The sequence below is a fragment of the Streptomyces populi genome, assembly GCF_002911015.1.
GTDB classification, from domain to species: domain Bacteria; phylum Actinomycetota; class Actinomycetes; order Streptomycetales; family Streptomycetaceae; genus Streptomyces; species Streptomyces populi.
Genome location: NZ_KZ626882.1, coordinates 46,911 through 71,980 on the forward strand (window position 1 = coordinate 46,911; position 25,070 = coordinate 71,980).

Genomic DNA, 25,070 nt, shown 5'->3' on the forward strand with positions numbered 1-25,070 from the left:
CCTACCCCCGGCCGCCCCGCCGCCCCGGTCCCGCGACGGCGGTCCCGCAAGTCCCCCGCGCCGGAACCCGGTCGAGCCGCCGGAACCCCTCACCCCGCCTCCGGCCCCGGCCCGCGTGTCCGGCGGGAGCCCCGCGGGCGGACCGCCCCGCGTCGGTCCGGGGGAGTGGCGGCCCGTAGGCTCGTTCCCACCATGACGACCGTGAGGATTCCCGCGGGCTGGCCCGCCACCGAGGAACAGGCCCGCGCCGTGCAGGACGAGTTGCGCGAACGGGTGGTGCTCGACGAGCCGGGCCCGCCGCCCGGCACCGGCAGGGTGACCGGTGTCGACGTCGCGTACGACGACGAGCGCGACGTCGTCGTCGCGGCGGCCGTCGTCCTCGACGCGGCGACCCGCGAGGTCGTGGCGGAGGCCACCGCCGTCGGCCGGGTCTCCTTCCCGTACGTCCCCGGGCTGCTCGCCTTCCGCGAGATCCCGACCGTCATGGCCGCGCTCGACGCCCTGCCCTGCCCGCCCGGCCTGGTCGTCTGCGACGGGTACGGGCTCGCCCACCCACGCCGTTTCGGCCTCGCCAGCCACCTCGGCGTCCTCACCGGGCTCCCCACGATCGGGGTCGCCAAGAACCCGTTCACCTTCTCCTACGAGGAGCCCGGCGTCCGGCGCGGCAGCGCATCGCCGCTGCTCGCGGGCACCGACGAGGTGGGCCGCGCGCTGCGCACCCAGGACGGGATCAAGCCCGTGTTCGTTTCCGTCGGCCACCGCGTGGACCTCGGCAACGCCTGTGCCCACACCCTCGCGCTCACCCCGGAGTACCGTCTGCCGGAGACCACCCGCCGGGCGGACTCCCTGTGCCGCCTGGCCCTGCGGCAGGCGACCTCCTGACGCCGTTCGTCCGACCGCCCACGTGAGTACGGCTCCTGAGTACCCGTACGGATGTACGGTCCTGCCGGGACCGGCAGGCTGGTCCGCATGACGACGCACCAGGCACCGAACCCCTCCACCGGACCCGCGCGGCCGGGCGCCCGCGCGGTGACGACCGCGCTGGTCCTCGCCGTCCCGGCCGGCCTCGCCTGGATCGGCGGAATGATCTACACGGTCATCGCCTGGACGACCTGAGGAACACCGACCGCGCGGCTCGGCCCGAGCCGCGCGGTCGCGTCGGTGCCGGGGAGGCGGGCACCTGACCGCAGGGGCCCGCGCCCCGCTCCATGACCCGGACGGCAGGACTACCGCACCGCCGCCACCCGGAAGGTGATCCCCGCCGCGCCGAGCCGCTCGAGGAGCGCGTCGCCCATCGCCACCACGGGCGTGACCTGTCCGGACGTCTTCGGCAGCTCGTCGAGGGCCAGGGACAGGGCGGACTCCGCGAGCATCTTCGCGGTCTCGCCGTAGCCGGGGTCGCCGCCCGAGACCTCGGTGTACACGCGCCGGCCGCCGCCCTCGCCGACGAAGCGCACCGAGAACCAGCTCTTCGCGCGGCGTTCGGCGCTCGGCCCCTCGCCCGGCTTGATCCGGTCGGACAGCCAGCGGCGCGCGGGCGGCAGCTGGGCGGCGGCGAAGAGCACGCTCACCCCGGCGACCCCGCCGAGGGCGACGGGCAGCCGCTCGACGGCCGCGTAGTGGCGGTAGCGGAAGTCCGGCCCATACCGCGCCAGGGCCCGCGCCGAGCGCTGCACCACCTGGGCGTCGATCGTGGGCAGCGGCAGGGCCCACGCCCCGACCTCCTTGGCGAACCGCGGCGCGCCGAGGGGGGCTTCCACCCGCCGCCCCATCAGGCGCGGCTCGTGGTACCTGCGCTCCCGCGCCGCGGCGAGCATGTGCCGGCCGCGGGCGAACTGGTTGAGGGCGGAGGCGAAGGTGCCGCCCGAGAACATCGCCCGGGAGCGCACGAATCCCTCCACCCGCAGCGGCACGTCCTCCGGGAGCTGCTTGACGGTGAACCAGGCGCCCAGGTCGTGCGGGACGGAGTCGAAGCCGCAGGCGTGGACGAGCCGCGCCCCCGTCTCCCGCGCGCGTGCGTCGTGCCGGACGTACATCAGGTCCACGAACTCGGGCTCACCGGTCAGGTCCAGATAGTCGGTCCCGGCGTCCGCGCAGGCGGCCACCAGATCCTCCCCGTAGGTGATGTACGGCCCCACGGTCGAGGCCACCACCCGCGCCTGCCCTGCGAGCTCGCGCACGGAGTCCGGGTCCGTCACATCGGCCCGCAGCACGCCGGGCGCGCCGCCGAGCCGTTCCCGCAGCCGCTCCAGTCTCTCGACGCTGCGCCCGGCGATCGCCCACCGCAGTCCCTCGGGAGCGTGAGCGGCCAAATACTCCGCGGTGAGCTCCCCGACGAATCCCGTGGCTCCGAAGAGCACGATGTCGTACGCGCGGTCCGGCTCGATAAGCCTGCTCATGACACCCTCCACCACTGTGGGCTGCGCTCGAACGTGCGGTCCCGCGCCACGTCGTGCGCGAAGCGCCGTTGTCGGTGGCTGAGGCTAGCGTGAGGTGGGAACAGTCGGACGACGAGGTCGCACGAACAGGCCGGAGGCAGCCGTGACCGTGTCGGAAAACGCGCTGAAAAAGTGGCAGAAGGTGCGTGGATCCACGCACGGCCGGCCCGGTGCCCCGCGGGAGTCCCCCCGGGAGTCCCCCCTGGGCGGGGGGAGCCGTCGCGGCATAGCCCCCCGAGGCTGATCGCGGGGCCGGGCCCGTGCCGGGCCCGCGCCGGACGCGGGGCCGGGCCGACGGTGATCCGGGCCGATCGCGGTCGCGGTCCCGGGGCGACGCCACTTGCGGAACCGTCCCCGATCCCGGAATTTAACTAAGCGCTTGCTCGTCAGGGGCTTGCCCGGAGTGGAACACGTTCTTAACATCACTGATGTCACATCAGTGGTGTCACAGTGCTGGGGGCTTGATGACAGCGGCAGGAACGCCGGGGCACGGTCCCCTCGCCGGGGTGCGCGTGGTCGAGCTGGCGGGCATCGGGCCCGGCCCGTTCGCCGCCATGCTGCTCGCCGACCTCGGAGCGGACGTGGTCCGGGTGGACCGGCCCGGCGGCGCCGGGATCGGGGTCGACCCGGCCCACGACATCGTCAACCGCAACAAGCGGTCCGTGATCGTCGACCTCAAGGCCGAGGACGGCGCGTCCCGCGTCCTCGACCTGGCCGAACGGGCCGACATCCTGATCGAGGGCTACCGGCCCGGCGTGGCCGAGCGCCTCGGCGTGGGCCCCGAGGACTGCCGAGCCCGCAACCCGCGGCTCGTCTACGGCAGGATGACCGGGTGGGGCCAGGAAGGCCCGCTCGCCCACCGCGCCGGTCACGACGTCGCCTACATCGCGATCACCGGAGCCCTCGGGATGATCGGCGAGCCGGGCAGGCCGCCGGCGGTCCCCGCGAACCTCCTCGGCGACTACGCGGGCGGCTCGCTCTACCTCGTCGTCGGCGTCCTCGCCGCCCTGAACCACGCGCGCGCGACCGGCGCCGGACAGGTCGTGGACGCGGCCATCGTCGACGGCACCGCGCACCTCTCGACGATGATCCACGGCATGATCGCCGCGGGCGGCTGGCAGGACCGGCGCGCCGCCAACCTCCTCGACGGCGGCTGCCCGTACTACGGGACCTACGAGACCGCCGACGGGCTGTACATGGCCGTGGGCCCCCTGGAACAGCGGTTCTACGACGAGTTCACCGAACTGCTCGGCATCCCCGGACTCGGCCCCGCCCACAAGGACCCGGCGCGCTGGGAGGAACTGCGCGGGGCGGTCGCCGACCGCTTCAGGACCCGTACGAGGGACGAGTGGACCGCCGTCTTCGAGGGCACCGACGCCTGCGTGGCGCCGGTCCTGTCCCTGCGCGAGGCGCCCGGGCACCCGCACCTCGCCGCCCGGGGCACCTTCGTCGACCACGGCGGCGTCACCCAGCCCGCCCCCGCGCCGCGCTTCTCCGCCACCCCCACCGCGGTCCGCGGCGGCCCCGCCCTGCCGGGCGCCGACACCGCGGACGTGGCCCGCGACTGGGACGTGCCCCGGCTGACGAAGGGCGACGGCTGATGGAACCCCACCGGCCGTTCGTCCCCGGCGCGGACCCGGCACCCGCCCGTACCCGCAGAAGCCCCCGCACCGCCCTCCACGAGGGCCTCCGTACCCCCTCCAGGAAGGCGTTCCCCGCATGAAGCGGCAGATCTTCACCGCCGAGCACGACGCGTTCCGCGAGACCGTGCGCACGTTCCTCGCCAAGGAGGTGCTGCCCCACTACGAGCAGTGGGAGAAGGACGGCATCGTCTCCCGGGACGCCTGGCGCGCGGCCGGCAGGCAGGGCCTCCTCGGCCTCGCCGTGCCCGAGGAGTACGGAGGCGGCGGGAACGCCGACTTCCGCTACAGCGCGGTGCTCGCCGAGGAGTTCACGCGCGCGGGAGCGGCGGGCCTGGCCCTCGGGCTGCACAACGACATCATCGGCCCGTATCTGACGGACCTCGCCACCGAGGAGCAGAAGCGGCGCTGGCTGCCCGGTTTCTGCGACGGCTCGATCATCACGGCGATCGCGATGACCGAACCCGGCGCCGGTTCCGACCTCCAGGGCATCAAGACGCACGCCGAGGACAAGGGCGACCACTTCCTGCTCAACGGCTCCAAGACCTTCATCTCCAACGGCATCCTCGCCGACCTGGTGATCGTGGTCGCCAGAACCACCCCCGAGGGCGGCGCGCACGGGCTGTCGCTGCTCGTCGTGGAGCGGGGAACGGAGGGCTTCGAGCGCGGCCGCAACCTCGACAAGATCGGCCAGAAGTCGCAGGACACCGCCGAGTTGTTCTTCAACGACGTCCGCGTCCCCAAGGAGAACCTGCTCGGCCGGCTCAACGGCGCCTTCGTCCACCTGATGACCAACCTCGCGCAGGAGCGCATGGGCATCGCCGTCGCCGCCATCGCCGGGGCCGAACACCTGCTGGAGATCACCACGCAGTACGTGAAGGAGCGCGAGGCGTTCGGACGGCCGCTCGCCAAGCTCCAGCACATCCGCTTCGAGATAGCGGAGATGGCCACCGAGTGCGCGGTCACCCGCACCTTCCTCGACCGCTGCATCGTCGACCACTCGGACGGCCAACTCGACGCGGTGCACGCCTCGATGGCGAAGTGGTGGGCGACCGAGCTGCAGAAGCGGGTCGCCGACCGTTGCCTCCAACTGCACGGCGGCTACGGCTACATGACGGAGTACCGGGTCGCACGGGCCTTCACCGACGGCCGCATCCAGACCATCTACGGCGGGACGACCGAGATCATGAAAGAGATCATCGGCCGCTCCCTGCTCGGCTGAACCCTCATCGAAAGGCTTACCAGTGAGCACCGAAGCGTACGTGTACGACGCGATCCGCACCCCGCGCGGTCGCGGCAAGCAGAACGGCTCCCTGCACGGGACCAAGCCCATCGACCTGGTGGTCGGGCTCATCCACGAGGTGCAGCGGCGCTTCCCGGGCCTCGACCCGGCCGCCGTCGACGACATCGTGCTCGGTGTCGTCGGCCCGGTCGGTGACCAGGGCTCCGACATCGCCCGGATCGCGGCCATCGCCGCCGGACTGCCCGACACGGTGGCCGGCGTCCAGGAGAACCGCTTCTGCGCCTCGGGCCTCGAAGCGGTCAACATGGCCGCGATGAAGGTCCGTTCGGGCTGGGAGGACCTCGTCCTCGCGGGCGGCGTCGAGTCGATGTCCCGTGTGCCCATGGCCTCGGACGGCGGCGCCTGGTTCGCCGACCCGATGACCAACCTGGCCACCAACTTCGTGCCGCAGGGCATCGGCGCCGACCTGATCGCCACCATCGAGGGCTTCTCCCGCCGCGACGTCGACGAGTACGCGGCCCTCTCCCAGGAGCGCGCGGCCAACGCCGTCAAGGACGGCCGCTTCGACCGTTCCGTGGTCCCGGTCAAGGACCGCAGCGGTCTGACGGTCCTCGACCACGACGAGTTCCTGCGCCCCGGCACCACCGCGGACTCGCTGGCGAAGCTGAAGCCGTCCTTCGCGGACATCGGCGAGCTCGGCGGCTTCGACGCGGTCGCGCTCCAGAAGTACCACTGGGTCGAGAAGATCGACCACGTCCACCACGCGGGCAACTCCTCCGGCATCGTGGACGGCGCCTCGCTGGTCGCCATCGGCTCCAAGGAGGTCGGCGAGCGCTACGGCCTGACCCCGCGCGCCCGGATCGTCTCCGCCGCCGTGTCCGGCTCCGAGCCGACCATCATGCTCACCGGTCCCGCCCCCGCGGCCCGCAAGGCGCTCGCCAAGGCCGGCCTGACCATCGACGACATCGACCTCGTCGAGATCAACGAGGCCTTCGCGGCCGTCGTCCTGCGCTTCGTGAAGGACATGGGCCTGTCGCTGGACAAGGTCAACGTCAACGGCGGCGCGATCGCGCTGGGCCACCCCCTCGGCGCCACCGGCGCGATGATCCTCGGCACCCTCGTCGACGAGCTGGAGCGCCAGGACAAGCGGTACGGCCTCGCCACCCTGTGCGTGGGTGGCGGCATGGGCATCGCCACGATCGTCGAGCGTGTCTGACCTTCCCAACGGATCAAGGATCTACGGAGCATTCCCTGATGAGCACTGAGCCCACCACCATCCGCTGGGAACAGGACGAGACCGGCGTCGTCACCCTCGTCCTCGACGACCCCAACCAGTCCGCCAACACCATGAACGCGGCGTTCCGCGCCTCCCTCGCCGCGGTCACCGACCGGCTCGAGGCCGAGAAGGACTCGATCCGGGGCGTCATCTTCACCTCCGCCAAGAAGACCTTCTTCGCGGGCGGCGACCTGCGCGACCTCATCCGGGTCACCCCCGAGACCGCCCAGGACCTCTTCGACGGCGGCCTCGCCATCAAGCGGAACCTGCGCCGCATCGAGACCCTGGGCAAGCCGGTCGTCGCCGCGATCAACGGCGCGGCCCTGGGCGGCGGCTTCGAGCTCGCCCTCGCCTGCCACCACCGGGTCGCCCTCGACACCTCCGGCACCAAGATCGGCTGCCCCGAGGTCACCCTCGGCCTGCTCCCCGGCGGCGGCGGAGTCGTCCGCACCGTGCGTCTGCTCGGCATCGCCGACGCGCTGCTGAAGGTCCTCCTCCAGGGCACGCAGTACAACGCGACGCGCGCCCGGGACAACGGCCTGGTCCACGAGGTGGCCGCCACCCCCGAGGAACTGCTCGCCAAGGCCCGCGCGTTCATCGACGCCAACCCCGAGTCGCAGCAGCCCTGGGACAAGCCCGGCTACCGCATTCCCGGCGGCACCCCGTCGAACCCGAAGTTCGCCGCCAACCTGCCCGCCTTCCCGGCCAACCTGCGCAAGCAGACCAACGGCGCCCCCTACCCGGCCCCGCGCAACATCCTCGCGGCCGCCGTCGAGGGCTCCCAGGTCGACTTCGAGACGGCCCAGGTCATCGAGGCCCGCTACTTCGTCGAGCTGGCCGCCGGCCAGACCTCGAAGAACATGATCCAGGCGTTCTTCTTCGACCTCCAGGCCGTCAACTCCGGCGCCAACCGGCCCCAGGGCATCGAGCCGCGCCCGGTCCGCAAGGTCGCCGTCCTCGGCGCGGGCATGATGGGCGCGGGCATTGCTTATTCGTGCGCCCTCGCGGGCATCGAGGTCGTCCTCAAGGACGTCTCGGCCGCCGCGGCGGACAAGGGCAAGGCGTACTCCGAGAAGCTCTGCGCCAAGGCGGTCGCCCGGGGCCGTACGACCCAGGAGAAGGCGGACGCGCTCCTCGCCCGGATCACGCCCACCGCCGACCCGAACGACCTCGCGGGCTGCGACGCCGTCATCGAGGCGGTCTTCGAGGACACCTCGCTCAAGCACAAGGTGTTCCAGGAGATCCAGAACATCGTCGAGCCCGACGCGCTGCTCTGCTCCAACACCTCCACCCTGCCCATCACCGCCCTCGCCGAGGGCGTCGAGCGGCAGGAGGACTTCATCGGGCTGCACTTCTTCTCGCCCGTGGACAAGATGCCGCTCGTGGAGATCATCAAGGGCGAGCGCACCGGTGACGAGGCCCTGGCCCGTGCCTTCGACCTGGTCCGCCAGATCAGGAAGACCCCGATCGTCGTCAACGACTCGCGCGGTTTCTTCACCTCCCGGGTCATCGGCCACTTCATCAACGAGGGCGTGGCGATGGTCGGCGAGGGCATCGAGCCCGCCTCCGTCGAGCAGGCCGCCGCCCAGGCCGGCTACCCGGCGAAGGTCCTCTCCCTCATGGACGAGCTGACCCTCACCCTGCCGCGCAAGATCCGCAAGGAGTCGAAGCAGGCCGTGGAGGAGGCGGGCGGCACCTGGGAGACGCACCCGGCCGAGGCCGTCATCGACCGCATGGTCGACGAGTTCGAGCGCCCCGGACGCAGCGGGGGAGCGGGCTTCTACGAGTACGGCGAGGACGGCGGGCGCGGTCTCCTGTGGCCCGGGCTGCGCGAGCACTTCACCAAGCCGGGGCACGAGATCCCGTTCGAGGACATGCAGGAGCGCATGCTCTTCTCCGAGGCGCTGGACACCGTCCGGCTCCTGGAGGAAGGCGTCCTGACCTCGGTGGCCGACGCCAACATCGGCTCCATCCTCGGCATCGGCTTCCCGGGCTGGACCGGCGGTGTCCTTCAGTACGTCAACGGCTACGACGGCGGCCTCGCCGGCTTCGTCGCCCGCGCCCGGGAGCTCGCCGAGCGCTACGGCGACCGGTTCCTGCCGCCGGCGCTGCTCGTGGAGAAGGCGGAGAAGGGCGAGCGGTTCACCGACGCGTCCTGACCCGAGCCGTCCGCGCCGGGGCGCACCCGTGCCCCGGCGCATCCGTGCGGCGCGTGTCCGTGCCCCGGCGCGTCCGGGCTCCTGTGCACCGGGGCCTTGCGCACCCGTGCCCGTCCGCGCCGGGGCGCCCCTTCAAGGGGGCGTCCCGGCGTCAGGACTCCTTGAGCCACTCCCGCAGCTCGTCCTTCAGCGAGCGCTGGAACGCGGTCAGCAGCGCCTGCACCACCAGCGGCTGCATGTGCGCCGACAGCGACTTCACGGCCGCCACGGAATCCTGCTCGCCCACGGCGTCGCGGAACAGGCCGGACAGCTCGCGGGCCGCCGCGCGCGCGTGCTCCAGCAGGACGGTCCGCGCGGCGAGGAGCGACTCGTCCGCGATCGGCACGTCCAGGAGCTCCAGGCCGAGCTTCAGCAGCCCGGGGTCCAGCCGGACGGGGTCCCCCGTCCCCTCGATGACGCTCATCGCGGCGAGCCGCTCCAGGTCCGCGTCCCCGAGGGACCGCCCGGCCCGGCGTTCCAGCTCCTCCCGGGTCACCTCCTCCGTCGCGTCGGGAGCCCAGGAGGCCACCACGGCACGGTGGATGGCGAGATCGCGCGCGCTCAGGTCGGGCGGCAGCTGCGTCAGATGCCGCTCGATCGCGGCCAGCGTCATGCCCTGGTGCTGCAACTCCTCGATGAGTGCGAGCCGGGCCAGGTGCTCCTGGCTGTAGTGGCCCACCCGACGGGGGCCGATCACGGGCGGCGGCAGCAGCCCCCTGGCACTGTAGAAGCGGACGGTACGGACCGTGATCCCCGCCCGCGCGGCCAGTTCGTCGACCGTGAGTGCCGGCTCCCCGGTGTCCGTCGTCATGGCAGGTCCTCGCCTCTCGCGTCGTGCGGCGCCCGCCCTGGTGACCACTGACGGCGCGGTGCAACAGTATTGCTGTCCCACCAGTGTTGTGAAAGTTCTCGTCCGCCGCCGGGGCGGCGCCGTTGTCAGTGGCGGCCCCTACGGTGGTGGCATGCCGGAGATCAAGTACGTCCGCGGCGATGCCACCGTTCCCTCGGTCAAGGGGGTCAAGGTGATCGCCCATGTGTGCAACGACATCGGAGGCTGGGGCAAGGGCTTCGTGCTGGCGCTCTCCCGTCGCTGGCCGGAACCCGAGGCCGCGTACCGCGCCTGGCACCGCGGCCGCGCGGGCAACGACTTCGCTCTGGGCGCGGCCCAGTTCGTCCAGGTCGAGCCGTACGTGTGGGTGGCGAACCTGGTGGGCCAGCGGGGGATACGCACCGGCAGCAAGGGCGTGCCCGTCCGCTACGAGGCCATCGACGCGGCCCTCGGACCGCTGGCCGACAAGGCCGTCGAACTCGGCGCCTCCGTGCACATGCCGCGCATCGGCTGCGGTCTGGCCGGTGGCACCTGGTCACGCGTGGAGCCCCTGGTCACCGAGCGGCTCGTGCGCCGAGGCCTGTCGGTGACCGTGTACGACCACGGAGGCTGACCGGCGCGAAGGTTCCAGGACGGCGACCGACATGATTTGCGCAAGTTTCTGCAACTCCTTGCGGTGATCGTCAGGGGACTGGTTGACTCGCTGCTCGCGTCCGAGAGGGAGAGTCATGAGCCGCGACATCGACGTCCTCGTCCTGGGCGGTGCGGGTGTGGACACCATCGTCCACGTCCCCGAACTGCCGTTGCCCTACGCCGACAGCTACATGATCCGTCCGGGCATCGAGACCCGCGCCGGGCAGACCGGTGACTTCGTCGCCCTGGGCCTGCACGGCCTCGGCCTGCGCACCCACCACCTCGACATGCTCGGCGACGACCCCGAGGGCGACCTCGTGCGAGCCCTGCACCGTGAGCGAGGCATGGCGCTCACCGAGGTCCCCCAGCCCGCGGGCACCAAGCGCGCGGTCAATCTCGTCGGCCCCGACGGGCGCAGGCTGTCGCTGTACGACGACAGCCGGGCGGGCGAAGGGGACCGGCTGCCCGAGAACACGGTGCGGGACCTGGCCGCGTCCAGCCGGCACGCCCACGTGTCCATCACCCACCCCTGCGCCTTCGCCCTGCCGGTCCTTCGGGAGGCCGGGGTGACCATCTCGACCGACCTGCACAACTGGGACGGCGAGAACCCGTACCACGAGCCGTTCGCCTACACCGCGGACGTCGTGTTCGTCTCCACCACCGCCCTCGCCGCCCCCGAGCGCACCATGCGGAAGATCATGGAGAACGGCCGGGCCGAGGTGGTCGTCGCCACCGCCGGTGCCGAGGGCGCGTACCTGCTGGCCGACGGCGAGGTGACCCACGTCCCCGCGGTCCCGCCCCGGACACCGGTCGTCGACTCGAACGGCGCCGGGGACTCCTTCGCCGCGGGCTTCCTCTACGGCCGTCTGACCGGTGAACCCGTCGAGCGCTGCGCCCTGTTCGGCGCGGTGGCCGGCGCCTACGCCTGCACGGTCCCCGCGACCCGCGCCGACGCCATCGGCCGCGCGGAACTCCTCGACCAGGTGGCCGAGTCGGAAGCCAGGGCCGTCCGCTGAGCCTCCACCGTGAGCCTCGGGACGCCCACCCTTCGCCACGCCGCCGGCCGAACCGCCCCACCGCGGCCAAGGACGACCTCTTGTCACCCGGCCGGAACCACGGAGAAAGCCGATTGCCCGTCCCGACCGGACGTGGAAGCATGACCGTGTCCTGCACTTCGCGGACCCACTCACGGTGAGGAACGACAGCCCATGATCTCGGCGTCCCCCAGCGGCCGCCGTCGGCGGTGAGCGGCCCGCTCCTCAGCGGTCTTCACCCGCCAGGCCCGTCCCGAACGGCGGCCCCACGACGCGGTGCCTGACGTACCGCCACTCTCCTTTGCCCGAATCCATCTCGGGCTCACCTGAGACTTCGTGAGGTCAACACCACCATGGACATCCAGGTCCAGAGTTTTGCCGTCGCCAACCTCCGTCGCCGTCCCGAAGCCATCGAGATCGGCGGCTTCGTCGCGGGCTTCGACCCCGGCACCGACAGCCCGTACCTGAACTACGCGACCCCGCTACCCGGCGCCGAGCCGACCGGGCGGGACGTGGCGGCCCTGATCGGGGCCTTCCGGGAGCGCGGCCGGCTGCCGCGACTGGAATTCGCGCCGGAGGCCGCGCCCGGCGTGGCGCCGGAGCTGCGGGCCGCGGGCTTCGGCACCGAGGCGGTGCACGAGTACCTCGTCTGCACCCCGGGCACGCTGACACCCCCTCGCTCCGCCGACGCGCCGCGTGTGGAGACCCCCGCCACCGACGAGGAGTACGCCGCCCTCGACGCCGCGCTAGCCGAGGCGTTCGGCGGCGTCTTCGCCCCCTCCGCGCAGGGTGCCGCCCGGCTGCGGCGCACCCAGCAGGGTGGTGGGGCGGTGCGCTTCGTCCGCGACCAGCAGGGCGTCTGCGCCGGTGGAGCGACCTGCTCCCCGCCGGCCGAGGACACCGCCGAACTGGCCGGTGTCGGCACCCGCCCGGCTCACCGCGGTCGGGGCGTCGCCGCAGCGGTGACAGCCGCGCTCACTGCATCGATGTTCGCCCGGGGAACCGGCTCGGTGTGGCTGGAGTACTCCGGCGAGGGTTCCCGCCGCGTCTACGAGCGCGTCGGCTACCGGCCGCAGGGCACCCGTCTCTACCTCTCGCTGTCCCCGGAGCGGCGTCCCTGACCCGCGCCCTCCTGGAGCGAACCTTAGGAAGCCGCCCCGGGCCAGGACGTGGATGGTGCAGGGACGGTCGAGGACCGTGTCCTCGCGCAGCGGTGTGGATCCGAGGCGCCGGGCGACGGCGGACGGAACCGCCCGCCCCGGCCGGGGCGGGCGGTTCCGGGTCTCAGCGGGAGTGGACCGAGTCCGTGGCGGCGATCTTCTTCCAGGACTTCGGCCGGGCGACGGCACCCTTCGCGGCCTGAGCGGGGGCGAGCCCCGCGTTCCGCGCCGCGGGCGCCGCCGGCTTCGAGGGCTGGAACAGCCAGGTGCCGAAGAAGGAGGCGAGCGACGTGCCCGACACCCGCTCGGCGTACTTCCGGAAGTCGTCGACCGACGCGTTCCCGTACGCGTGCTCCTTCGGCCACCCCTTCAGGACGGCGAAGAAGGCGTCGTCCCCGATCTTGTCGCGCAGCGCCTGCACCGCCAGCGCGCCCCGGTCGTAGACCGCGATGTCGAACTGGTCGTCGGGCCCCGGGTCGCCGGGCGCGACCGTCCAGAAGGCGTCGTCCGCCGGGTGCGAGGCGTACACGTAGTCCGCGAGCTCCTGCGCCGTGCCCTCGCCCTCGTGCTCCGACCAGAGCCACTGCGCGTACCGGGCGAAGCCCTCGTTGATCCAGATGTCCTTCCAGCCCTTGAGCGACACGTCGTCGCCGAACCACTGGTGCGCCAGCTCGTGCACGACGACGGAGGTGTTGGAGCCGTTCGCGAACTGCCGAGGGCTGTAGTACACCCGGGTCTGGGTCTCCAGCGCGTACCCGGTGGTCGTGTTGGGCACGTAGCCGCCGACGGAGCTGAAGGGATACGGCCCGAAGTAGCCGCTCAGCCAGTCGACCAGCTCTCCCGTGCGCTCGACACTGGCGCGCGCGGCCCCGTCGTTGTCACCGAGGTCCTTGCTGTAGGCGTTGACGACCGGGACGCCGCCGTCGGACGTTCCGGTCGTGATGTCGAACTTCCCGACCGCGAGCGTCGTCAGATACGTGGCCTGCGGCTTGTTCGACCGCCAGTTCCAGCGGGTCCAGCCGAGCCGTGAACTCGTCGACTGGAGGGTGCCGTTGGAGATCGCCTGGGTACCGTCGGGGACGGCCACCGACACGTCGTAGGTCGCCTTGTCGAGCGGGTGGTCGTTGCTCGGGTACCACCACCACGCCGACTCGGGCTCGTCCGCCGCGACCGCCCCGTCCGGGGTGCGGTGCCAGGTCGAGAAGCCGTACGCGCTCTTCGTGGACGGCACTCCGCTGTAGCGGACGACGACGGTGGCCGACGTCCCCTTGGCGAGCGGCTTCGCCGGCGTGATCTCCAGCTCGTGCTCGCCCGACCTGGCGAACGACGCCTTCGCGCCGTTGACCCGGACCTCGCTCACATCGAGCAGGAAGTCCAGATCGAACCGGGACAGGTCCTGCGTGGTGGTCGCCAGGAGGGTGGCCGTGCCCTCCAGTTCGTCCGTCGTCGGCTGGTACGTGAGCCTCAGGTCGTAGTGCGAGACGTCGTATCCGCCGTTGCCGTAGGCCGGGTAGTAGGGATCGCCGATGCCCGGTGCTCCCGGGGCGTAGCTCGCCGCCGAGGCCGGGATCGCCAGCAGCAGGGAGGCGGCGAGGGCGCCCGGGACGATGAGTCTGCGGTGCACGTCGAGCTCCAAGTCGTGGGGGCGTGAAGTCGGTTCGGAGCCTATTCAGCCCCTGTGCTCCCGGTCATGTCCACGGCCACCCCTGTCACACGATCGCCATTCGGCCGACATGAGCCGTCCCGTCCCGAGGGCCCGTCAGAGACCCTCTGTCGCACGGGAGTCGGCCGGGGTACGTTCCGCGCATGCCTTTATCAGTGCGCCGCACGCGCTTCATGACCTGGAGACCGCTCGCGACGGCGGCCGTCGCCGCCCTGATGGCCGCCTTCCTCGTCCCGGCCGCCGCACACGGCGCCCCGAGGGAGAGCACCCCGGTCTACTCGTACGAGAACGCGATCCGCGAGTCCGTCTGGGTGGACACCGGGCTCGACGGCGACGACGACGGGAAGCACGACCGCGTGGCCGTCGACATCGTCCGGCCGCGTGAACCCGCCCGCCAGGGACGCAGGATCCCCGTCATCATGGACGCCAGCCCGTACTACTCCTGCTGCGGGCGCGGCAACGAGAGCCAGAAGAAGACGTACGACGCCGACGGCCACGTCGTCCGGATGCCGCTGTTCTACGACAACTACTTCGTGCCGCGCGGCTACGCCTTCGTCGGAGTCGACCTCGCCGGCACCAACCGCTCCGACGGCTGCGTCGACGTCGGCGGCCGCTCGGACATCCGGTCGGCCAAGGCGGTGATCGACTGGCTGAACGGCCGCGCCCGGGGCTACACCACCCGCACCGGCACCACCACGGCCAGGGCCACCACCTGGACCGACGGCAGGACCGGCATGATCGGCAAGAGCTGGGACGGCACCATCGCCAACGGTGTCGCCGCCACCGGCGTCGAGGGCCTGAGGACCGTCGTGCCGATCAGTGCCATCTCCTCCTGGTACGACTACTACTTCGCCGAGGGCGCCCCGCTCTACGACTCGGGACCCGACTGGCTGTCCGACTACGTCGACAGCCCCGACGCCCGCGCCAAGTGCGCGGCGGTGCAGCGGAAGCTGGTCGACGGCGCGCCGCGCACCGGCGACTGGACGTCGCTGTGGACCGAGCGCGACTACGTCAAGGACGCCGCGAAGGTGAGGGCCAGCGTCTTCCTCGTGCACGGCATGCAGGACCTCAACGTGCGCGCCAAGAACTTCGGCCAGTGGTGGGACGCCCTCGCCAGGAACGGCGTCGAGCGCAAGATCTGGCTCTCCCAGACCGGCCACGTCGACCCCTTCGACTTCCGTCGCGCCGCCTGGGTCGAGACCCTGCACCGCTGGTTCGACCACGAACTCCTCGGCTACGACAACGGCATCGACCGCGAGCCCATGGCCGACGTCGAACGCCACCCCGACCGGTGGACCACCTCCGCCGTCTGGCCGCCCCGCACCACGGGCGCCACGACCCTGCGTCCGGGCGGGGGCGCGCAGCGGGGAGTCGGCACCCTCGGGCTCGCCCGCCGGTCCGGGACCGAGACCTTCACCGACGACCCGGGACGCGGCGAGACCGACTGGGCCGCGGACATCGACCGGTCCACCCCCGACAAGGCCGGCTTCGCCACCGTGCCGCTCACCCGCGACCTGCGGCTCTCCGGCTCCTCGAAGGTGACGGTCACCGTCACGCCGACCACCCCGACGGCCCGTCTCTCGGCGGTGCTCGTCGACCTCGGCCCGGACACCGTCCGCGACTACGCGGGACCGGGCGAGGGCATCACCACCCTCACCGACCGCACCTGCTGGGGCGCGAGCACGGCCGGCGACAGTTCCTGCTACAAGGTGACCGAGGCGGCGAGGACCGACGTCGGCTCCACGGTCGTCAGCCGCGGCTGGGCCGACCTCGGTCACCACGCCTCGGGCAAGGGCGTCGCGCTCACCCCGGGGAAGGTGTACACGATCACGCTGGACCTGGCGGCCACGGACCACGTGGTGCCGAAGGGACACCGGCTCGCGCTGATCGTCGCGGGCACCGACAAGGACCTCATCGACCCTCCCGTCGACACCCCCACCCTGACCCTCGACCTGTCCCGCACCTCGGCGCGGGTGCCCCTGGTGGGCGGCGCGAAGGCGTTCGAGCGGGCGACGGCGGGCTCCACGGCGGCCCCGGCCACGTCCGTCCTCGACGGCGTGCGCGCGCCCGGCGCCGCGTTCCGGGTCCCGGGGGAGACCCGCTGACCCGCTGACCCGCTGACCCTCCGGGCCTTCGACGCGAACCGTCGCGGACGGAGTTCAGGCGGAGGCGGCCGGACCGACCAGTCCGGCCGCCTCCCGCGCGCATCCCCACGCCACGGTGACCCCGGCGCCCCCGTGTCCGTAGTTGTGCACCAGCAGCCGTCCGTCCGGCCGGACCTCGCGTTCCAGCCGGACCGTCTCGCGCACCGGCCGCAGTCCCACCCGGTGACCGAGCACCCGGGCTCCGGCGACCTCGGGGCGCAGTGCCGCGCACCGCTCGACGATCCGCGCCGCCGTCTCCGGATCGGGAACCCGCGACCAGTCGTCGTCGTCCGTGGTGCCGCCGAGGACCACCCGGTCCGGGTGCGGGAAGACGTACGTCGTCGTCCCGGCCGCCGGGTCCGTCGAGACGAGCCACTCACGGATCCCGGGGTTCTCGACGATCACGAGCTGCCCGCGCACGGGACGTACGGCCGGATCCGGTACGAGATCTCGGGCACCGAGGCCCGCGCAGTTCACGACGACCGGCGCGTCCGGCTCCGCGAGGTCCGTCACCGTGCGTTCCTCGACCCTCCCGCCCGCCCGCAGGAACCGCTCCCGCAGATGGCGCAGGTGCACCGGCATGTCGATCAGCGGCAGCCGCGCCCGCAGCGCGGTCCCCGGGTACTCCTCGGCCGTCGCCGCGCGCAGTCCGGGCACCCGGGCCGCCCACGACCCGAGTCCGTCCAGCCGCGTCTCGCCCATGACCCCCTCGACCAGGCGTACGCCACTCGCCTCGGGCCGCGCCGCCAGTTCCTCGTACACGCCGAGGGACACGAGCGCCCACTCGCGGGCCGACGCCTCGGGCGCGATGCGGTACGGCCACCACAGCGCCCCCGCAACGGCCGAGGTGGTCCGCTCGGCGGGCTCCCGCGCCCACACCCGGACCCGCCTGCCGGTCTCGGCCAGTACCACGGCCGTCGTCAGGCCGACGACCCCGCCGCCGACCACGATCACATCAACGCTCCCGGGCTTCTCCATGCGGGGACGTTAGCGGAACACGTCGTGCCGTGGCTTCGTCACTCTCCGTCCTGAGATACTCACGGCATGCCCTCCGAGTACGCCACCTTCGGCCTGGCACCGGCGATGCGTGCCGGTGGGGCCCTCACTGACGGTGACCGCCACCCACGCCGGGGCTTCGTCGACTTCGTCGTCGACGGGCGCCCGCTGCTGCTTCGGCTCTCCGGCCTCGACGCGGTGTCCCCGCTCGCCTCCGACGTGCCGCCCGCGATCTTCGCCGCGCAGGTGCGCGGCCTTCTCCTGGAGGCCGCCGCCCCGCTCGACGGGGGCAGGTACGTCATCTACGGCTGTCCCGAGTGCGAGAGCGTCGAATGCGGTGCCGTCACCGCGCTCGTCGAGAGGGACGGCGACGACTACGTCTGGCGGGACTTCGCCTGGCAGACCGGAGAGCGTGCCGACCTGGAACGCAACGGCTACCACGGCACGGGGCCGTTCCGCTTCCGCGGCCCCGAGTACCGCCGTGCCCTGAACTCCCTGCTCGGCGGAGCCCCGCGGACCGGCCGCCACCGGATCCCGCCGGAGGCCGGGGACGTCAGGGAGGGGTCGTTCGCCGTGGCCCGGACGCCGGGGAGCGCCCTGGCGGAACCGGTCACCCACCGGCGGGCCCGCTGACCGGGCCGCCGGTCTCCTGCCGCAGGCCCGCAGGCCCGCAGGCCCGCAGGCCCGCAGGCCCGCAAGCCCCGCGGTCCCGGACCCCGCCGCCCGGTGGGACCGGTCCGTTCCGGACCCCGCCGCCCGGTGGCCGGGGCGTCGTGGACCGTGGAGATCCACGGTGAGAGGGGCCGGGGCGGGCCGTTAGGATCGGCCCCCTGATGACTGCCACTCTCGTCGCCAAGAACCTCACCGCCGGACACGGCGACCGCGCGCTCTTCTCCGGACTCGACCTCGTCGTCGCGCCCGGCGACGTGATCGGGCTCGTCGGCGCCAACGGCGCGGGCAAGTCCACGCTGCTGCGGCTGCTCGCCGGTCTCCTCGCCCCGGAACAGGGCGAACTGCGGCTCTCCCCGCCCTCCGCCACCGTCGGGCACCTGCCCCAGGAGCCGGAGCGCCGGGAGGGCGAGACCGTACGGGACTTCCTCGCGCGCCGGACAGGGGTCGACGAGGCCCAGCGGGTGATGGACGCGGCGACGCAGGCGCTCGTCGACGGGGAGCCCGGCGCGGACGACGCGTACGCGACCAGCCTGGAGCGCTGGCTCGACCTCGGCGGCGCCGACCTGGACGAACGTGCCGAGGAAGTCGCCGACTCCCTGGGGCTCGGCGTCGGCCTCGACCAGCCGATGACCTCCCTGTCCGGCGGCCAGGCGGCCCGCGCCGGACTCGCCTCCCTCCTGCTCTCCCGCTACGACGTCTTCCTCCTCGACGAGCCCACCAACGACCTCGACCTGGACGGTCTGGAGCGCCTGGAGCGCTTCGTCTCCGGTCTGCGCGCCGGGACCGTCGTCGTCAGCCACGACCGCGAGTTCCTCACCCGCACGGTCACCAAGGTCCTCGAACTCGATCTGGCCCAGCAGCAGATCACGCTGTACGGCGGCGGCTACGAGGCCTATCTCGAAGAGCGCGCGACCGCTCGCCGGCACGCGCGCGAGGACTACGAGGAGTACGCCGACAAGCGCTCCGCCCTCGAAGGCCGCGCCCAGATGCAGCGGGGCTGGATGGACAAGGGCGTCAAGAACGCGCGGCGCAAGGCGGGCAACGACAACGACAAGATCGGGCGCAAGTTCCGCAGCGAGGCCAGCGAGAAGCAGGCCGCCAAGGCCCGGCAGACGCAGCGCATGATCGAGCGGCTCGACGTCGTCGAGGAGCCCCGCAAGGAGTGGGAGCTGCGCATGGAGATCGCGGCGGCCCCACGGTCGGGCGCGGTGGTCGCCACGCTGAGGGACGCGGAGGTGCGGCGCGGGGACTACACCTTCGGTCCGGCGACCCTCCAGATCGACTGGGCGGACCGGGTGGCCGTAACCGGCGCGAACGGCGCAGGCAAGTCGACCCTGCTGGGCGCGCTGCTCGGCCGGGTCCCGCTGTCCGCCGGCCACGCCACGCTCGGCTCCGGTGTGGTCGTCGGCGAGGTGGACCAGGCCCGCAAGCTCTTCCACGGCCCCGAGTCACTGCTGGAGGCGTTCGGCGCGGCCGTCCCGGACACGGAACCCGCCGAAGTCCGCACGCTGCTGGCCAAGTTCGGCCTGAAGGCGGACCACGTCCTGCGCCCGGCGGCGACGCTCTCCCCGGGTGAGCGCACCCGCTCCGCGCTGGCACTCCTCCAGGGCCGGGGCGTCAACCTGCTGGTCCTGGACGAGCCGACGAACCACCTCGACCTGCCGGCCATCGAGCAGCTCGAATCGGCCCTGGACTCCTACGAGGGCACGCTCCTGCTGGTCACCCACGACCGCCGCATGCTGGACGCGGTCCGCACGACCCGCCGCCTGGAGGTGGCGGACGGCAAGGTGACGGAGCGCTGAGCTTCCGGCCCGTACACATGAGCCGTGCCTTCGGCCCGTACACGTGAGCCGTGCCTTCGGCCCGTACACGTGAGCCGTGCCTTCGGCCCGGAACGGGAAGAGGGCGGCCACCGATCGGTGGCCGCCCCCTTCCGTGTGTCAGCTCCGGCCGCGCTCGGGGCCGGTCAGGCCCGCGCGCCTGAGGGCGTCGGCCATGGCGCTGTTCGCCGGCGGCGGGGCCTGCCGGGAACCGCCCCCGGCGCCGCCGCCCGAACCGCCGCCGCGGCCCTGCCGCTGCTGGCCGCGCTGCTGGGGCGGCCGCCCGCCCCGCTGCCGGTCGCGACCGCCGCCGCCCTCGGCCGCCGGGGCCGCCGCCTCGTCGTCCAGGCGCAGCGTGAGCGAGATCCGCTTGCGCGGGATGTCGATGTCCAGCACCTTCACCTTGACGATGTCACCGGGCTTCACGACGTCCCGCGGGTCCTTGACGAAGGTCCTGGACATCGCGGAGACGTGCACGAGCCCGTCCTGGTGGACGCCGATGTCCACGAACGCGCCGAACGCGGCCACGTTCGTGACGACCCCCTCCAGGACCATCCCGGCCGCCACGTCGGAGATCTTCTCCACGCCCTCCTTGAAGGTGGCCGTCTTGAAGGCGGGCCGCGGGTCGCGCCCCGGCTTCTCCAGTTCCCTGAGGATGTCCGTGACGGTCGGCAGACCGAAGGTCTCGTCGACGAAGTCGGCCGGCCGCAGCGAGCGCAGCACACTCGTGTTGCCGATCAGCGAGGCCACCTCGTTGCCCGCCGTCTTCACCATCCGCCGCACCACGGGGTACGCCTCGGGGTGCACGCTGGACGCGTCCAGCGGGTCGCTGCCACCCCGGATCCGCAGGAAGCCCGCGCACTGCTCGTACGCCTTGGGGCCGAGCCGGGCCACCTTCTTGAGCGCCGTACGGGAGGTGAAGGGACCGTTGGCGTCGCGGTGCGCCACGATGTTCTCGGCGAGGCCGGAGGTGATGCCGGAGACCCGGGCCAACAGCGGGGCCGAGGCGGTGTTCACGTCCACGCCCACGCCGTTCACACAGTCCTCGACGACCGCGTCGAGCGAACGGGACAGCTTCACCTCGGACAGGTCGTGCTGGTACTGGCCGACGCCGATGGACTTCGGGTCGATCTTCACCAGCTCGGCCAGCGGGTCCTGGAGCCGGCGCGCGATGGAGACGGCGCCGCGCAGCGACACGTCCATGTCGGGCAGCTCCTGCGAGGCGAACGCGGACGCCGAGTACACCGACGCGCCCGCCTCGGACACCATGACCTTGGTGAGCTTCAGCTCCGGGTGCTTCGTGATCAGCTCACCGGCGAGCTTGTCGGTCTCGCGGGACGCCGTGCCGTTGCCGATCGCGATCAGCTCGACCGCGTGCTCCTTCGCGAGCCGGGCGAGCTTCGCGACGGCCTCGTCCCACCGGTTGGCCGGGACGTGCGGGTGGATGACGTCCGTGGCGACGACCTTGCCGGTCGCGTCGACGACGGCGACCTTCACGCCCGTACGGAAACCGGGGTCCAGGCCCAGCGTCGCGCGCGTGCCGGCCGGGGCGGCGAGCAGCAGGTCCCGCAGGTTCGCCGCGAAGACGTTCACCGCCTCGTCCTCGGCGGCGGTGCGCAGCCTGAGGCGCACGTCGATGCCGAGGTGCACGAGGATGCGGGTGCGCCAGGCCCAGCGGGCGGTGTCCGTCAGCCACTTGTCGCCGGGACGGCCGCGGTCGGCGATCCCGAAGCGGTGGGCGACGATCCCCTCGTACGAGGAAGGCCCCTCGGTGGGCTCCTCCGGCTCCAGGACGAGATCGAGGACCTCCTCCTTCTCGCCGCGCAGCATGGCGAGGACCCGGTGCGAGGGGAGCGCCTTGAAGGGCTCGGCGAAGTCGAAGTAGTCGGCGAACTTGGCGCCCGCCTCCTCCTTGCCCTCGCGCACCTTGGCGGCGAGCCGTCCGCGCACCCACATGCGCTCGCGCAGCTCGCCGATCAGGTCGGCGTCCTCGGAGAACCGCTCGGTGAGGATCGCCCGGGCGCCGTCCAGGGCGGCCTGCGGGTCGGCGACGCCCTTGTCGGCGTCGACGAAGGCCGCCGCCGCGGCGAGGGGGTCCACGGACGGGTCGCCGAGCAGGCCCTCGGCCAGCGGCTCGAGACCCGCCTCGCGCGCGATCTGCGCCTTGGTGCGCCGCTTGGGCTTGAACGGCAGGTAGACGTCCTCGAGACGCGCCTTGGTCTCGGCGCCCCTGATCTGCGCCTCCAGCTCGGCACTGAGCTTGCCCTGCTCGCGCACCGAGTCGAGGATCGCGGTCCGCCGGTCCTCCAGCTCCCGCAGATAGCGCAGCCGCTCCTCGAGGGTGCGCAGCTGCGCATCGTCGAGCATCTCGGTCGCTTCCTTGCGGTAGCGGGCGATGAAGGGAACCGTCGAACCGCCGTCGAGCAAGTCGACGGCGGCCTTGACCTGCCGTTCCCGTACGCCGAGTTCTTCGGCGATCCTGCCTTCGATGGACCCTACGAGGGGTGTCGTCACGATCCCGTACCGCCTTCTCCACTGAGGTTGCGCGGCAATTGTGGCAGGTGGCGCCGACATCGGGGGCCCAGGGCGGTACTCGAGGGGGCCGCGTGCCGCGGCCCGGCCCGGTCCGCAGCCCGGCCCGGTCCGCGCTCCGGGTGCCCGTTCCGAGCGGGCCCGCTCCTCCCGGGGCAGGGCCGCTCGTCCCGGGGCAGGGCCGCTCGTCCCGGGGCAGGCTCGCCCGCCCCGGGCGCGCCCGGTTCCGGTCGGCGCGACCCGGAGGGGGCCGACCGCTCAGGCCTTGCCGACCATTCCCTCCGGGAACGCGCCCGCGGCGAGCGCCGTCATCAGCAGGCCCCTCGCGATCTCGGTGAGCCGCTCGACCCCGGCGGCGCCCAGGTGCTCGTAGGGAGCACGGTCGAGGCGGTCCGTCCGGTCCTCGACGTCCCGGCGCAGCTCCGCGCCGTCCGGCGTCAGCTCGCCGTCCGCGTCGAGCAGCCCGCGCTCGCGCAGCCGCCCGGACGCCGCCTCCCAGTCGTGCCGCGACCAGCCGCGGGTGCCCAGCGCCCACCGGGGCGCCATGCCCTTGCCGGTCGCGGTGTGGCTCACCAGGGCCTCCACCGGGTCGAGCCCGGCGTCGAGCAGGACCGCGAGGTGACCGTCGCCCCGGTGCTCGCGCAGCAGGGTGGCCGCGTGCCAGAGCGCCAGGTGCGGCGCCTCGGGCACGGGAAGGTCCGCGTGCGCGGCGTACAGCGGGCGGGCGGTGCGGGTGCAGGCCTCGGCCGCGCGCAGGGCGAGCTTCGCGGCCTCGGCCACCTCCCCGGAGGCGACGACGTCCTCGCCGAGCAGCCGCCGGAGCGTCGCGTCCACGGCGCGCAGACGTGCCGTGAGCACCGTCTCCGGGGACGCGGTCCGCCACACGGCGGGCACGTGCCCGGCGACCAGTTCGTGCCGGAAGTTGAAGAACGTCGCCGTCACCGTGCCCGCGCCGACCGCGCCCATCGCGGCGGCCCGCACCGCGAAGTACGCGGCCCGTTCGTTCTCGATGCCGACCGCGGCCAGTTCACGGCCCAGATCGGGTGAGAAGTAGTGCGTCGAGTGCAGCGGATTGAGGACGTTGTGGCAGCGCCGGCCGGCGCGCTCCGGCAGTGGAGGGGTCATGCCCCGCACATTACCGACTGGTCGGTATGCCGTGAACCCCTGAATCCGCCATGGCAGGAAAGGTGGGGTTCTCGTCATTGCCGCCATCCGCGCACCGGCCGAGAATCGAGACATGCGAACGGTCCTGATCGTCCTCTTCGACGGCGTGCAGAGCCTCGACGTCACCGGCCCGCTGGAGGTGTTCGCGGGTGCCGAGACCTACCGCGGCGGCTCGTACGGCATCCGCACGGCCTCTCCGGACGGCTCCCCGGTCTGCTCTTCCAGCGGTCTCGTCCTGGTCCCGGACCGGGCGCTCGCCGACGCGCCGGTCCCGCACACCCTGCTGGTCCCCGGCGGCAGCGGAACCCGGCGCCCGGATCCCGGCCTGGTCGACTGGCTGCGCGCCCACGGCCCGCGCGCCGAGCGCCTGGTCTCGGTGTGCACCGGCGCCGCCCTGCTCGCTGCGGCGGGCCTGCTCGACGGCCGGCGGGCGACGACCCACTGGGCCCACTGCGACCGGCTCGCCCGTGACCACCCCGCCGTCACGGTCGAGCCCGACCCCATCTACGTCCGCGACGGGAACGTGTCCACCTCGGCGGGCGTCACCTCCGGCATCGACCTGGCCCTCGCCCTCGTGGAGGAGGACCTGGGGCGTGACGCCGCCCTGACCATCGCCCGCCATCTCGTCGTCTTCCTCCGGAGACCGGGCAACCAGGTGCAGTTCAGCGCCCAGCTCGCCGCCCAGACCGCGCGGCGCGAACCGCTGCGCGAGGTCCAGCGGTGGATCTCCGAGCACCCCGGTGACGACCTGAGCGTCGAGGCGCTCGCGGTCCGCGCCCGGCTCTCGCCGCGCCACTTCGCCCGCGCCTTCCGCACGGAGACGGGCACGACGCCCGGCCGGTACGTCGAGCGGGTACGGCTCGAACACGCCCGCCGCCTCCTGGAGGACACCACGGACGGCGTCGAGGAGGTCGCCCGGGCCTGTGGCTACGGCACGCCCGAGGCCATGCGCCGCGCCTTCGTGAAGCTCCTCGGCTCGGCGCCGGCCGAGTACCGCCGCCGCTTCCGGCCGGCCACCACCGGCTGAGGGGGCCTCCGGCCGGCGGTCCCCACCCCTCGCCGCCCGGACGCCGCACCGCTCCGGACATCCCGCGCACCCGATTCCCGGTGAGCGCTCCCGTACCTCCGGCACCCGGCACGCGGTGGGCACCTCGGGCCCCCGCGCCCGGTGCCGCCCCCGTGCCTCCGGCACCCGACCGCGCCGCGAGCCCGCGGCACGCCCCTTCGACGAAAGGACCCCGATGCAGATCGCCATCGTCCTCTACGACCGCTTCACCGCCCTGGACGCCGTGGGCCCGTACGAGACCCTCGGCCGGCTGCCGGACGCGGACACCGTCTTCGTCGCCGAGCGCACCGGTCCGGTCCGCTCCGACACCGGCCGGCTCGCGCTGACCGCGGACAGGAGCCTCGCGGAGGTGCCGCACCCGGACATCGTGGTGGTACCGGGAGGGCCGGGCCAGAGCGACCAGATGGACAACCCGGTCCTGCTCGACTGGCTGCGGGCCGCCGACGCCACCAGCCTCTGGACGACCTCGGTGTGCACCGGCTCCCTGCTGCTCGCCGCGGCGGGGCTCCTGGACGGCCGCCGGGCCACCTCCCACTGGCTGGCCCTCCGGCAGCTCGAGCGG

The 25,070-nt window shown here is 73.0% G+C and carries 19 protein-coding genes and 1 pseudogene; 14 read left to right on the forward strand and 6 right to left on the reverse strand.

Features of this window, described 5'->3' with window-relative positions; all coding sequences use genetic code 11:
* Positions 1-192: 192 nt before the first annotated feature.
* Entirely contained in the window at positions 193-882 is a 690-nt protein-coding gene (locus CW362_RS22255) for an endonuclease V (protein ID WP_103551280.1), read from the forward strand.
* Between the two features lie 87 nt (positions 883-969).
* Complete coding sequence (mmpA, locus tag CW362_RS22260) at positions 970-1,116, forward strand: morphogenic membrane protein MmpA (RefSeq protein ID WP_240657971.1); 147 nt, start codon at positions 970-972, stop codon at positions 1,114-1,116.
* A 110-nt stretch (positions 1,117-1,226) separates the two neighbouring features.
* Here the strand turns inward: mmpA and CW362_RS22265 are convergent, their stop codons facing one another.
* Positions 1,227-2,399 (reverse strand): saccharopine dehydrogenase family protein, encoded by a 1,173-nt coding sequence (locus tag CW362_RS22265; protein WP_103551282.1) that lies wholly within the window; start codon positions 2,397-2,399, stop codon positions 1,227-1,229.
* A 503-nt stretch (positions 2,400-2,902) separates the two neighbouring features.
* Between CW362_RS22265 and CW362_RS22270 the strand changes: the two genes are divergently transcribed.
* The 4 genes from CW362_RS22270 to CW362_RS22285 all read left to right on the forward strand — a co-directional run bounded on the left by CW362_RS22270 (position 2,903) and on the right by CW362_RS22285 (position 8,756).
* Positions 2,903-4,039 carry a CaiB/BaiF CoA transferase family protein gene (locus CW362_RS22270; protein WP_103551283.1) on the forward strand — a complete coding sequence of 379 codons (1,137 nt, stop codon included), beginning with the start codon at positions 2,903-2,905 and terminating at the stop codon, positions 4,037-4,039.
* Between the two features lie 118 nt (positions 4,040-4,157).
* A complete protein-coding gene (locus CW362_RS22275) occupies positions 4,158-5,300 on the forward strand; it encodes an acyl-CoA dehydrogenase family protein (RefSeq protein WP_103551284.1) in 1,143 nt (380 codons plus the stop codon).
* A 22-nt stretch (positions 5,301-5,322) separates the two neighbouring features.
* Positions 5,323-6,537, forward strand: a complete 1,215-nt coding sequence (locus CW362_RS22280) for an acetyl-CoA C-acetyltransferase (protein WP_103551285.1) — start codon at positions 5,323-5,325, stop codon at positions 6,535-6,537.
* 38 nt (positions 6,538-6,575) lie between these two features.
* Positions 6,576-8,756: a 3-hydroxyacyl-CoA dehydrogenase NAD-binding domain-containing protein gene (locus tag CW362_RS22285; RefSeq protein ID WP_103551286.1), complete on the forward strand. Its 2,181-nt coding sequence runs from the start codon at positions 6,576-6,578 to the stop codon at positions 8,754-8,756.
* A gap of 151 nt (positions 8,757-8,907) precedes the next feature.
* Here CW362_RS22285 and CW362_RS22290 read toward each other — a convergent pair whose 3' ends face one another.
* Entirely contained in the window at positions 8,908-9,606 is a 699-nt protein-coding gene (locus CW362_RS22290; RefSeq protein WP_103551287.1) for a MerR family transcriptional regulator, read from the reverse strand.
* A 151-nt stretch (positions 9,607-9,757) separates the two neighbouring features.
* Between CW362_RS22290 and CW362_RS22295 the strand changes: the two genes are divergently transcribed.
* The 3 genes from CW362_RS22295 to CW362_RS22305 all read left to right on the forward strand — a co-directional run bounded on the left by CW362_RS22295 (position 9,758) and on the right by CW362_RS22305 (position 12,412).
* A complete protein-coding gene (locus tag CW362_RS22295; protein ID WP_103551288.1) occupies positions 9,758-10,237 on the forward strand; it encodes a macro domain-containing protein in 480 nt (159 codons plus the stop codon).
* A gap of 115 nt (positions 10,238-10,352) precedes the next feature.
* On the forward strand, positions 10,353-11,273 hold the full coding sequence (locus CW362_RS22300) for an adenosine kinase (protein WP_103551289.1): 921 nt from the start codon (positions 10,353-10,355) through the stop codon (positions 11,271-11,273).
* Positions 11,274-11,644: 371 nt separating this feature from the next.
* Entirely contained in the window at positions 11,645-12,412 is a 768-nt protein-coding gene (locus tag CW362_RS22305; RefSeq protein WP_103551290.1) for a GNAT family N-acetyltransferase, read from the forward strand.
* Positions 12,413-12,575: 163 nt separating this feature from the next.
* Here the strand turns inward: CW362_RS22305 and CW362_RS22310 are convergent, their stop codons facing one another.
* Complete coding sequence (locus CW362_RS22310; protein WP_103551298.1) at positions 12,576-14,075, reverse strand: M1 family metallopeptidase; 1,500 nt, start codon at positions 14,073-14,075, stop codon at positions 12,576-12,578.
* Between the two features lie 182 nt (positions 14,076-14,257).
* Here CW362_RS22310 and CW362_RS22315 point away from each other — a divergent pair, with 182 nt between their 5' ends.
* The gene (locus CW362_RS22315) at positions 14,258-16,219 is read left to right on the forward strand and encodes a Xaa-Pro dipeptidyl-peptidase (protein ID WP_103551291.1); all 1,962 of its coding nucleotides are present in this window, start codon (positions 14,258-14,260) and stop codon (positions 16,217-16,219) included.
* A 54-nt stretch (positions 16,220-16,273) separates the two neighbouring features.
* Here CW362_RS22315 and CW362_RS22320 read toward each other — a convergent pair whose 3' ends face one another.
* Complete coding sequence (locus CW362_RS22320; protein ID WP_103551292.1) at positions 16,274-17,236, reverse strand: FAD-dependent oxidoreductase; 963 nt, start codon at positions 17,234-17,236, stop codon at positions 16,274-16,276.
* Positions 17,237-17,302: 66 nt separating this feature from the next.
* Between CW362_RS22320 and CW362_RS22325 the strand changes: the two are divergent.
* Positions 17,303-17,788, forward strand: a pseudogene (locus tag CW362_RS22325) (oxidoreductase); the annotation flags it as partial.
* Between the two features lie 299 nt (positions 17,789-18,087).
* Entirely contained in the window at positions 18,088-19,728 is a 1,641-nt protein-coding gene (locus CW362_RS22330) for an ABC-F family ATP-binding cassette domain-containing protein (protein ID WP_103551293.1), read from the forward strand.
* A 138-nt stretch (positions 19,729-19,866) separates the two neighbouring features.
* Here the strand turns inward: CW362_RS22330 and CW362_RS22335 are convergent, their stop codons facing one another.
* Both CW362_RS22335 and CW362_RS22340 read right to left on the reverse strand, forming a co-directional pair.
* Positions 19,867-22,260 (reverse strand): Tex family protein, encoded by a 2,394-nt coding sequence (locus CW362_RS22335; protein WP_103551294.1) that lies wholly within the window; start codon positions 22,258-22,260, stop codon positions 19,867-19,869.
* A 276-nt stretch (positions 22,261-22,536) separates the two neighbouring features.
* On the reverse strand, positions 22,537-23,403 hold the full coding sequence (locus CW362_RS22340) for an SCO6745 family protein (RefSeq protein ID WP_103551295.1): 867 nt from the start codon (positions 23,401-23,403) through the stop codon (positions 22,537-22,539).
* A gap of 112 nt (positions 23,404-23,515) precedes the next feature.
* On the opposite strand from CW362_RS22340, the gene CW362_RS22345 reads away from it, so the two are divergent.
* Together CW362_RS22345 and CW362_RS22350 are read left to right on the forward strand one after the other, a co-directional pair.
* Positions 23,516-24,469, forward strand: a complete 954-nt coding sequence (locus CW362_RS22345; protein WP_103551296.1) for a GlxA family transcriptional regulator — start codon at positions 23,516-23,518, stop codon at positions 24,467-24,469.
* Between the two features lie 214 nt (positions 24,470-24,683).
* Positions 24,684-25,070, forward strand: a 387-nt coding sequence (locus tag CW362_RS22350) for a DJ-1/PfpI family protein (protein ID WP_206301019.1), incomplete at its 3' end; no start/stop codon positions are given.

Bases quoted from the DNA above. Each gene is read 5' to 3' on its own strand.
- CW362_RS22300 (WP_103551289.1), top strand. From the start codon at position 10,353: ATGAGCCGCGACATCGACGTCCTCGTCCTGGGCGGTGCGGGTGTGGAC.
- CW362_RS22265 (WP_103551282.1), bottom strand. From the start codon at position 2,399: ATGAGCAGGCTTATCGAGCCGGACCGCGCGTACGACATCGTGCTCTTC.
- CW362_RS22305 (WP_103551290.1), top strand. From the start codon at position 11,645: ATGGACATCCAGGTCCAGAGTTTTGCCGTCGCCAACCTCCGTCGCCGT.
- CW362_RS22290 (WP_103551287.1), bottom strand. From the start codon at position 9,606: ATGACGACGGACACCGGGGAGCCGGCACTCACGGTCGACGAACTGGCC.
- CW362_RS22255 (WP_103551280.1), top strand. From the start codon at position 193: ATGACGACCGTGAGGATTCCCGCGGGCTGGCCCGCCACCGAGGAACAG.
- CW362_RS22320 (WP_103551292.1), bottom strand. From the start codon at position 17,236: ATGGAGAAGCCCGGGAGCGTTGATGTGATCGTGGTCGGCGGCGGGGTC.
- CW362_RS22345 (WP_103551296.1), top strand. From the start codon at position 23,516: ATGCGAACGGTCCTGATCGTCCTCTTCGACGGCGTGCAGAGCCTCGAC.
- CW362_RS22315 (WP_103551291.1), top strand. From the start codon at position 14,258: ATGCCTTTATCAGTGCGCCGCACGCGCTTCATGACCTGGAGACCGCTC.
- mmpA (WP_240657971.1), top strand. From the start codon at position 970: ATGACGACGCACCAGGCACCGAACCCCTCCACCGGACCCGCGCGGCCG.
- CW362_RS22295 (WP_103551288.1), top strand. From the start codon at position 9,758: ATGCCGGAGATCAAGTACGTCCGCGGCGATGCCACCGTTCCCTCGGTC.
- CW362_RS22340 (WP_103551295.1), bottom strand. From the start codon at position 23,403: ATGACCCCTCCACTGCCGGAGCGCGCCGGCCGGCGCTGCCACAACGTC.
- CW362_RS22330 (WP_103551293.1), top strand. From the start codon at position 18,088: ATGACTGCCACTCTCGTCGCCAAGAACCTCACCGCCGGACACGGCGAC.
- CW362_RS22285 (WP_103551286.1), top strand. From the start codon at position 6,576: ATGAGCACTGAGCCCACCACCATCCGCTGGGAACAGGACGAGACCGGC.
- CW362_RS22270 (WP_103551283.1), top strand. From the start codon at position 2,903: ATGACAGCGGCAGGAACGCCGGGGCACGGTCCCCTCGCCGGGGTGCGC.
- CW362_RS22275 (WP_103551284.1), top strand. From the start codon at position 4,158: ATGAAGCGGCAGATCTTCACCGCCGAGCACGACGCGTTCCGCGAGACC.